The 7,677-nt window shown below is 63.9% G+C and carries 8 protein-coding genes; 6 read left to right on the forward strand and 2 right to left on the reverse strand.

Features of this window, described 5'->3' with window-relative positions; translation table 11 throughout:
* Positions 1–338 precede the first annotated feature (338 nt).
* Positions 339–989 (reverse strand): hypothetical protein, encoded by a 651-nt coding sequence (locus tag ACLB6G_RS19660; RefSeq protein ID WP_154386596.1) that lies wholly within the window; start codon positions 987–989, stop codon positions 339–341.
* A gap of 429 nt (positions 990–1,418) precedes the next feature.
* Between ACLB6G_RS19660 and ACLB6G_RS19665 the strand changes: the two genes are divergently transcribed.
* The 5 genes from ACLB6G_RS19665 (at position 1,419) to ACLB6G_RS19685 (ending at position 5,759) form a co-directional block, all read left to right on the forward strand.
* Positions 1,419–3,140: a ParB N-terminal domain-containing protein gene (locus ACLB6G_RS19665; protein ID WP_154386595.1), complete on the forward strand. Its 1,722-nt coding sequence runs from the start codon at positions 1,419–1,421 to the stop codon at positions 3,138–3,140.
* 93 nt (positions 3,141–3,233) lie between these two features.
* A complete protein-coding gene (locus tag ACLB6G_RS19670; RefSeq protein ID WP_154386594.1) occupies positions 3,234–3,707 on the forward strand; it encodes a hypothetical protein in 474 nt (157 codons plus the stop codon).
* Entirely contained in the window at positions 3,704–4,336 is a 633-nt protein-coding gene (locus ACLB6G_RS19675; RefSeq protein WP_154386593.1) for a DUF7007 domain-containing protein, read from the forward strand. Before ACLB6G_RS19670 ends, ACLB6G_RS19675 begins: the two co-directional genes overlap by 4 nt.
* Positions 4,333–4,719 (forward strand): hypothetical protein, encoded by a 387-nt coding sequence (locus tag ACLB6G_RS19680; RefSeq protein ID WP_185910477.1) that lies wholly within the window; start codon positions 4,333–4,335, stop codon positions 4,717–4,719. Before ACLB6G_RS19675 ends, ACLB6G_RS19680 begins: the two co-directional genes overlap by 4 nt.
* Before the next feature lie 452 nt (positions 4,720–5,171).
* Positions 5,172–5,759, forward strand: coding sequence for a hypothetical protein (locus ACLB6G_RS19685; protein ID WP_154386592.1), 588 nt, complete (start codon positions 5,172–5,174; stop codon positions 5,757–5,759).
* An 89-nt stretch (positions 5,760–5,848) separates the two neighbouring features.
* Here the strand turns inward: ACLB6G_RS19685 and ACLB6G_RS19690 are convergent, their stop codons facing one another.
* On the reverse strand, positions 5,849–6,160 hold the full coding sequence (locus tag ACLB6G_RS19690; RefSeq protein WP_410357846.1) for a WGR domain-containing protein: 312 nt from the start codon (positions 6,158–6,160) through the stop codon (positions 5,849–5,851).
* Between the two features lie 387 nt (positions 6,161–6,547).
* On the opposite strand from ACLB6G_RS19690, the gene ACLB6G_RS19695 reads away from it, so the two are divergent.
* The gene (locus ACLB6G_RS19695; protein WP_154386610.1) at positions 6,548–7,471 is read left to right on the forward strand and encodes an ArdC family protein; all 924 of its coding nucleotides are present in this window, start codon (positions 6,548–6,550) and stop codon (positions 7,469–7,471) included.
* Positions 7,472–7,677 lie beyond the last annotated feature (206 nt).

A 7,677-nucleotide genomic window follows, 5' to 3' on the forward strand; every position in this document is an offset into this window, starting at 1 on the left:
TGACCTCCGGGGTTGCTAGAAACTGGGACCTATTTTCTCCTACTTGATCCTGAAGTCAAGTACTGATATTTTGTTGGATGTGGGCTCGCATCAGGCGCGCTCCGGAAAGGCAATCATGACAAAGACTTTCAAGCCGGGGCATGCTGCCCCGCGTTCTGGACAATACGGGATTCTCGGGCCCCGTGGTGGAGACACCGGCAAAGAGCGCACCGTTACGCGCGGCGAGCCGATGCCGCCGACGCCGAAGTCCGGCCAGACCTACAAGTTGGTCGATGCGACCCGGAACAAGAGCGGTCGCCCGTGATCCGAAAAGAACGGCGACCTTCTTTGGTCGCCGTTCATGCTGCCTTCGCCACGCGCGGGTCGAGGTCGAGACCGCAAACCCAGTTCGCCCATGATTTTGCGAAATGGAGGAAGGCTTCCTCAGTCGTCACCAGAACGCGATAGGTTTCAGCCTGCTCGCGTTGTTCAGGTGTTTCCTCGTAACGGGACAGGAAGGCCATATAGACCATCCGGTTTCCAGCAATCTCCTGACCGTTCTTGTCGAGATAGATGATATTGCCGTGCGCCAAGGCGTTGCGAAGCACGCGAAGAACCTCGCCGGCCTTGCGATTCTCGATGGTGTTCGCATCATCGGAAAGTGGATGCCTTCCTTCCTGATCGTGCCAGCCATGCACTTCATCAACGGAATTGACGATGCGCGATTGCCGCCATGCTCCTACGTCCGGCGCAGACTGCCAGAACGGCGCCTCAAAGAATTTGGTTTTTTCGAGCGTCTTGAGGCTTTTCACCAGATCGACGTCGCGCTCTCCATCAACCAGGACATGCGATGCCCGCATACGTTCGTAGGGAATTGTAAGGATCGCCGCTGCCGCCAGCAGACCGAACGAGCCGAGCAAATCGTGCTTGCGCGCAGGTTCTTCCAGCAATTCGATCAATTGTAATGCGCGTTGCGGATATTCGATGGCAAATCTGTCCGGTACGCCCATGTGTCCTCCTAGCCAAATGGCTTGCGATCGTAGCCGCGGAAATTCGCTAAAGCAGCCGTTCCGTTCCAGGGATCTGATGATCGCTTCTAGCGTCCTGCTCATTCCAGAAAGCGACAGGAACGGCGACATTCTCGGTTCTTGCGAGACGATCAGCAAGCAGCCGCAACCAATTGGCAAAATAGGGAGGGAAAGAAACCCTCCTCGCGGATCGGCCGCACCGCTGACGCCTGCGCTCAACCGCCTGGCTCGCGATCCCGGCCGCGTCGTCCTTCGCAGGGCTGATTAGCCCCGCTTGGCTTGCCGGGCAGGGATGCTCGACAGGCAGTTGCACCGGCCCGTCCGCTCCGCGGGCCGGGGGATGTCTTCAGAAAAGAAGACGGAGAAGGACCCGCGATCGGCGGTGTCCGCAACCCGAAACGGAGCATCCCAATGGAACTGAAGTTTGTCGATCCGCGCGCGCTCAAGGAGAATCCCGACAAGGCGCGGCGCTCCAAATCGAGCCCGCAGGCGGACGCCCTGTTGCTGGCCACGATCAAGGTTGTCGGCATCGTGCAGCCGCCTGTCGTCGCCCCCGAGACCGAAGGCGGCAACGGCTTTGTCATCGATGCCGGGCATCGTCGCGTGAAGCAGGCAATCGCGGCGGGCCTCGAGGAAATCGCCGTGCTGGTGATCGAGCGCGCGGAGGACGGTGGCGCCATGCGATCGCTGGCCGAGACGCTCGCCCATGAGCAGCTCAATCCCGTCGACCAGTGGCGGGCGATCGAGCGCCTGGTTGCGCTCAACTGGACCGAGGAGGCGATCGCCATCGCGCTGGCATTGCCGGTTCGCCAGATCAAGAAGCTGCGGCTTCTGGCGAACGTCCTGCCATCAATGCTCGATCAGATGGCCAAGGGCGACATGCCCGATGAGCGCCAGCTTCGCACCATCGCTTCCGCCGCACTCGAGGATCAGAAAGAGATCTGGAAGAAGCACAAGCCATCCAAGGCCGACCCGCAGGTCTCATGGTGGGCTGTCGCGCAGGGTCTGACCAAGACCCGCATGTTCGCAAAACATGCCAGTTTCGGGGATGATCTGGCACATGCCTACGGAATCGCCTGGGTCGAGGATCTGTTCGCCCCGGCAGACGAGGACAGCCGTTATACGACCGACGTCGACGCCTATCTTGGCGCCCAGCAGGAATGGATGGCCAACAACCTTCCCAAGCGCGGCGTCATCGTCGACGCGGGCCAATGGGGCGACGCCAAGCTGCCACCGAAGGCCGAGCGAGTTTATGGCAAGGCCGGCAAGTCCGATCATACCGCGATGTATCTCGACCGCGAGGGCAAGGTGCAGACGGTCGCCTATCGCATGCCCGAGGCAAAGAAGCCGAAGGGCAAGGGTGATGCAACCGACGCCGCAGGTACAGACACGGGGCTGGTCGCTCCCAAGGCCCGTCCGGACGTGACGCGCAAGGGGATCGAGATGATCGGGGACTTCCGCACCGATGCGCTGCACGAGGCGCTCGCCCGCGCGCCAATCGAGGAGGACATGCTGATGGCGCTGCTCGTTCTCGCCTTCGCGGGCAGGAACGTCTCCGTCGATTCCGGTTCCTCGGGCACGGTCTACGGCCACGCGCGGCTGGAGCGTCATGCAGCCCTTCTTTTCGGGGAAGACGGCAGGCCCGTATACGATCGTGAGACGCTCAACCAGGTCGCGCGTAAGGTCCTGATCGACGTCCTCTCATGCCGGGAGAACAGGACCAACAGCGGCATCGTCGCTCGGGTCGCCGGCGATACCGTCGGCGCCGACGGCTTCCTGCCGAACATGGGCACGGACGAGTTCATGTCGTGCCTGTCGCGGCCGGCGCTGGAGGCGTCCTGCAAGGACACGCCAGTCCTGCCGCGTGCCCGCGTCAAGGACACGCGCGCAGCCCTCGTCGAGCACTTCAAGGAAGGCCACTTCGTCCATCCCTCGGCCCTGTTCGCGCCCGACGTCGCCGAGCTGACGAGCTGGACGGCCCGGTACGCCGCGCCGGACGAGGCTGACGACGACACCGCGCGGGAAGTCGATGAGCTCGACGGTGATCAGACCGGGGCGACGGCAAACGAGCATCCGGTCGATGACGGCCACACCGTCGAAGAAACTGAAGCCTGGCGCGTCGCCGCCGAATAGGCCGCCAATCCACTTCCTCCCAACCCACCCCGCCGCCGGCAATCGCGCCGGCGGCGGTTCTGTTTTCATCAACAGCACCACTGGAGAAACAATATGTCCGCTCAATTGATCTACGATCTCGTGCCGCTCGGTTCCATCATCCGCTACTCCGACGGCACACCGCGCCCGCCCGAGCGTCATCGCAAGAAACTCTCGGCATGGGAGAGCGCCAATAGCGGCGGCCGCCTGATCCGCAAGACGCCAGCCCGGCAGACCGGGCAGTATTCGTCGCCCGCGCATTTCACGCTGCATGAAGGCGATTATGGCAGCGGCGGTGTCATCGTCCTGCGCGTCCACAAGAGCTTTTCGGTCGATTGCGGCTCGAAGTTCGTGGTGATCTCCCGACCCGCACCGGGCTCGGTCCAGGTCTTCGATCGCGCCGGCGAGGGTGCCGAACTCGTCTATCTCGCCGCCAACCGGCAGGACGCGGAGACCTGGCTGCAATCTCATCGGTATCCTAACGCGGTGCTCGAGGACGTATCGGCCGATACCGCGGCGGCCGACGCCGTCGAGGGGAGGGCGGCATGAACGCGACTGCTCAAACCGAGGCAACGATCGACAACACCTCCGGATTCCCGGAGGTGTATTACGGGCGAACGAGCGATGGCCTCTTCGCGGCACTGGTTGGGGAGAACGCTTTTGCGATGATCCCTGCCTACAATGGCGGACGCTATCTCGGCCATGCATGGAAGCTGCCTCTGCCCATCTCCGAATGGAAACAGTCCAGCTTCTATGGTCACGGCGGGCAGCTCGACGGCAAAGCGGCGTTCCGCGCCCGTGTCGAGGAGAACGCCCGACATCAGGCACAATTGCGTAGACTGGCCCGCCGCAGCATCCCGGCTCGGCAAGCAACCCCATGGGGGCTCTCGGATCATGCCACGCACTATGCCGAAGGCGTCGTCTGCCATTCGACCCCGAGCCATGGCGGGTTCCATCTCGACCCCGACCGCAATGCCCACATCCATCCCCTTCTGAGAAGCGCCGACGGCTTCTACGAGGAGGATTGCTGCTGGGCGGCCGTTGCGCAGGCCTTTCCCGATCTTTTCACCGATTTCGAGAAACGTTGCGCCGAAGAGACCATCCGGCACTGGTATCCCGAGGCCTGGCCGCGATCCCTCACGTCCACACCTAAACGATTGCGGGAGGCCGCCTCATGACGATTGCAGAGCACATCGCCATAATGGCGCGCATGGAAGCTGCCCGCCGGGAGACGCATGCCCATCTCGGGCTGATCGAGCGGCAGATTGCGGCGCGCGCGGAGCGCCTGATGACCACCTTCCGCGCCAGATCACGCGATTACCGGAAGTCCAGGTCGACATGGAGCCATGCCGACGAGCAGCTCTACCGGGCCACGCTATCGGAGCTGAACTTTTCCCGTCACCGCGAGGTCGATGGTCTGTCGCGCAAGCTCGCCCGCCAGGATGCGGCGATCGCCGCCTTCCGTCGCCGGCACGGGTTCTCGGAGGTCGATCCGGAGCTGGATATGGCGGTCCTCCGCGGCCTGATCCTTCGCAGCGCGTCTCCATGCGCGGTTTCGTGAGCCCCGACCTGCGATCAGGAGGGCAGCCCTGTCCGAAACCGTGTGGCGGGCTGTGCGGGTAACGGGGCAATATCCGGGTAGGGCCTGCGGCGACTGTCCGGCCGTGATGCCGGCGAAGCGGATTGATCTGTCGCACTTCCTCGCGCGAGCCAATTCATGGAAACGACCCCGTGCCGGTCTTCCCGGCGGGTTTGCTGCGGTCTGAACCGGCGGCTGACCCCTTCAAGGCCGCTTTGCGCCGCGATGCGGCCGGAGCCCGCCGGTCTCGACAAGGCTGGCCCGCGTTCCGCGCAGGGCTGTTAGCCCCGCTTGTCCGCAAGCCAACCTTGCTCGCCTGGCAGGCCCCGGACCCTGAAGCGTCCAGTTTCCGCCGGTTCTCTTTGACCGCACCCGCAGGGAAGACCGGCACGGGGCCGGATCGCCCGAAGGGCATCGCTAGAAAGGATTGCTTCATGTCCAGTTCAACCCGCTCCACCAAGACCAAGGCTCGCGTCGTCCAACTCCGCAAGGGCACCACCCTCGAAATGGTGCGCCTGTGCTGCCCGGATGCCAACCAGGCCGCACTCATCTCCGAGAGCTTCGGGCTCGCTGTCCTCGACAGCGACGGTATCCGGGACTTCCACGAGCGCACCCTGATCGAAAGCGCCGACACCCTCTCCGACGGCCTTTCCGAGAAGGCCATGCAGATCCATCTCCAGCGGATCGTCGGTTCCCATGTCGGGTCTGCCTACGGGGCGGGGCAGTTCTATTCCAAGGCTGTCACCGAGGCCAAGGACGCGACCGCCCGGCTCGCCAACGACATGCGCGATGAGGATCGCGACGGCCCGGTCGGGTTCGACAGCGCCGCCCAGCGCAAGCGTGAGTTCGCCGCCGACATGGGTATCCAGGCCCACGCTCTGCGCATGGCCGCCGAGGGCGTGGTCGCAGCCTACGAGCACATCGTCGGCGAGAGCTGGAAGCCCTACGAGCGTCAGGCCGAAAATCCCGGCCAGGCCGTCAGCCGGCAGGCCGCCGACCTGCAGATGGCCGCTCTCGGATAGGGGCCGCGGGCGGAGCTTCGGCTCCGCCCATCCTCGGGGGCTCCCACCCTTGGGATCGCCCGCCGTTCGAACGCCATCTATCCCGAGGATTATCGTCTCGAGGTTGAGGGACTTATCGAGGCATGGCGGCCGGAAGTGTGGGCCCGTTCGACAGAATCCCGCCTCGGCTGATAGCCTCGCATCCTCTTAGCTCGCAACAGGTCGAGGAATAGGCTGACCGCATCTAGCTCGTTGTCGAACGAATGCTGGACCGTTCGGCCTCGTGTTCCGATCCGGCCCCACCGGCGAACGAGGCGGGTCTGGCCGAACAGGGTCTCCTCGATCGACAGCGCGTAGAACCGCGCCATCCTCCGGTCCGGGTCTGTGCGTTCGACATAGAGATGGTATGGCTGCGCGATCATGCTGAGCAGAATCGCGCAGCCGGAATCCGTCGTCCAATGACAGGTTTGAATCACTGGGAAGGGATCGATTTATTCCCGTGATAGGTGGCGGGAACTTCAGCAGGTATAGGGCGGCCTTACCCGCGTCCGGCTTGCGCGGGACCGGGAGACGGAGGGAAGCAGGAAGACGCATGGCGCGGCCGGCGCAATCGCGGCCGTCACGATTGGTGGTCCTGCTCCGGTCCTCGTTCCGCGAAACGGCGAAGCCGTCCTCCACTGCCGTTCCGGCCCGGCTGCGACCTCTCTCATTCTTCCGATTCATCCTCCGGGTTCGCGGACCTGCGGTCCTCTCGCGGGCGGACCTCGTGACGGCCGCGATCGGCGCGGCCTCGAATGGAGGTTCGAATGATGAACAGGAAAGACAGCAAACCCCGCGTCGACATCTACGCGAAGATCACCGACCGCATCGTCGCGGATCTCGAGAAAGGCGTCCGCCCATGGGTAAGACCCTGGAGCGAAGCCAACACCGCCGGCCGCATCACGCGACCGCTGCGGCATAATGGAACGCCCTACCAGGGCATCAACATCATCCTGCTCTGGTCGGAGGCGGTCGCACGCGGCTTCGCTTCGCCCATCTGGATGACGTTCAAGCAAGCGATCGAGCTTGGCGGGCATGTCCGCAAGGGCGAGAGCGGCTCGACCGTCGTCTATGCCAGCCAATTCACCAAGACCGAAACCGACGAGCGCGGCGATGAGGTCGAGCGCGGTATCCCGTTCCTTAAGGCCTATTCGGTCTTCAACGTCGACCAGATCGAGGGATTGCCGGACCACTATTACGGTGCGCCGCCGCCGGTGACCGATCCCGTCACGCGCATCGCCCACGCTGATGCGTTTTTTGACGCGACCGGCGCCAGGGTCGTCTATGGCGGCGCCAAGGCATTCTACGCGCCCTCGTCCGACCACATCCAGCTCCCAGTCTTCGAGAGCTTCCGCGACGCGGAATCCTTCGTTGCCGTCAGGGCGCACGAGACCATCCACTGGACAGCTCCGGCCCACCGGGTCAACCGCGATCTCAGCCGCTACCACAAGGATCGTAGCGAACGCAGTCGCGAGGAGCTGATCGCCGAACTGGGGGCGGTTTTCCTCTGCGCCGATCTCGGCATCGTACCGGAGCTCGAGCCGCGGCCTGACCACGCCAGTTACCTCGCGTCCTGGCTCGAGGTGCTCTCCAACGAGAAGCGCTTCATTTTCTCGGCCGCCGCGCACGCTCAACGCGCAGCGACCTACCTGCACGATCTTCAGCCGGCGGCCAGGATTGCGGAGGCGGCCTGATGCCAGGGCCCGACCGTTGCCGTGCGGGAACTCTGCCGCTGGCCGGTCAATGACGGGAGGTCGGGATGGGGATGGCACCTCTCGCCGCGCGGGGATCCGCAAGGTGATGCCGATGTAGGGACGTCCGTCTTCATTCCGGTTGTTTCTGCTACGGGCACGCCCAACTGCGTCCTCGATGTGGCTGGTCTGACCGAAGGCCGATCTCG

This window comes from Zhengella sedimenti (assembly GCF_046506625.1).
GTDB lineage: Bacteria > Pseudomonadota > Alphaproteobacteria > Rhizobiales > Rhizobiaceae > Zhengella > Zhengella sedimenti.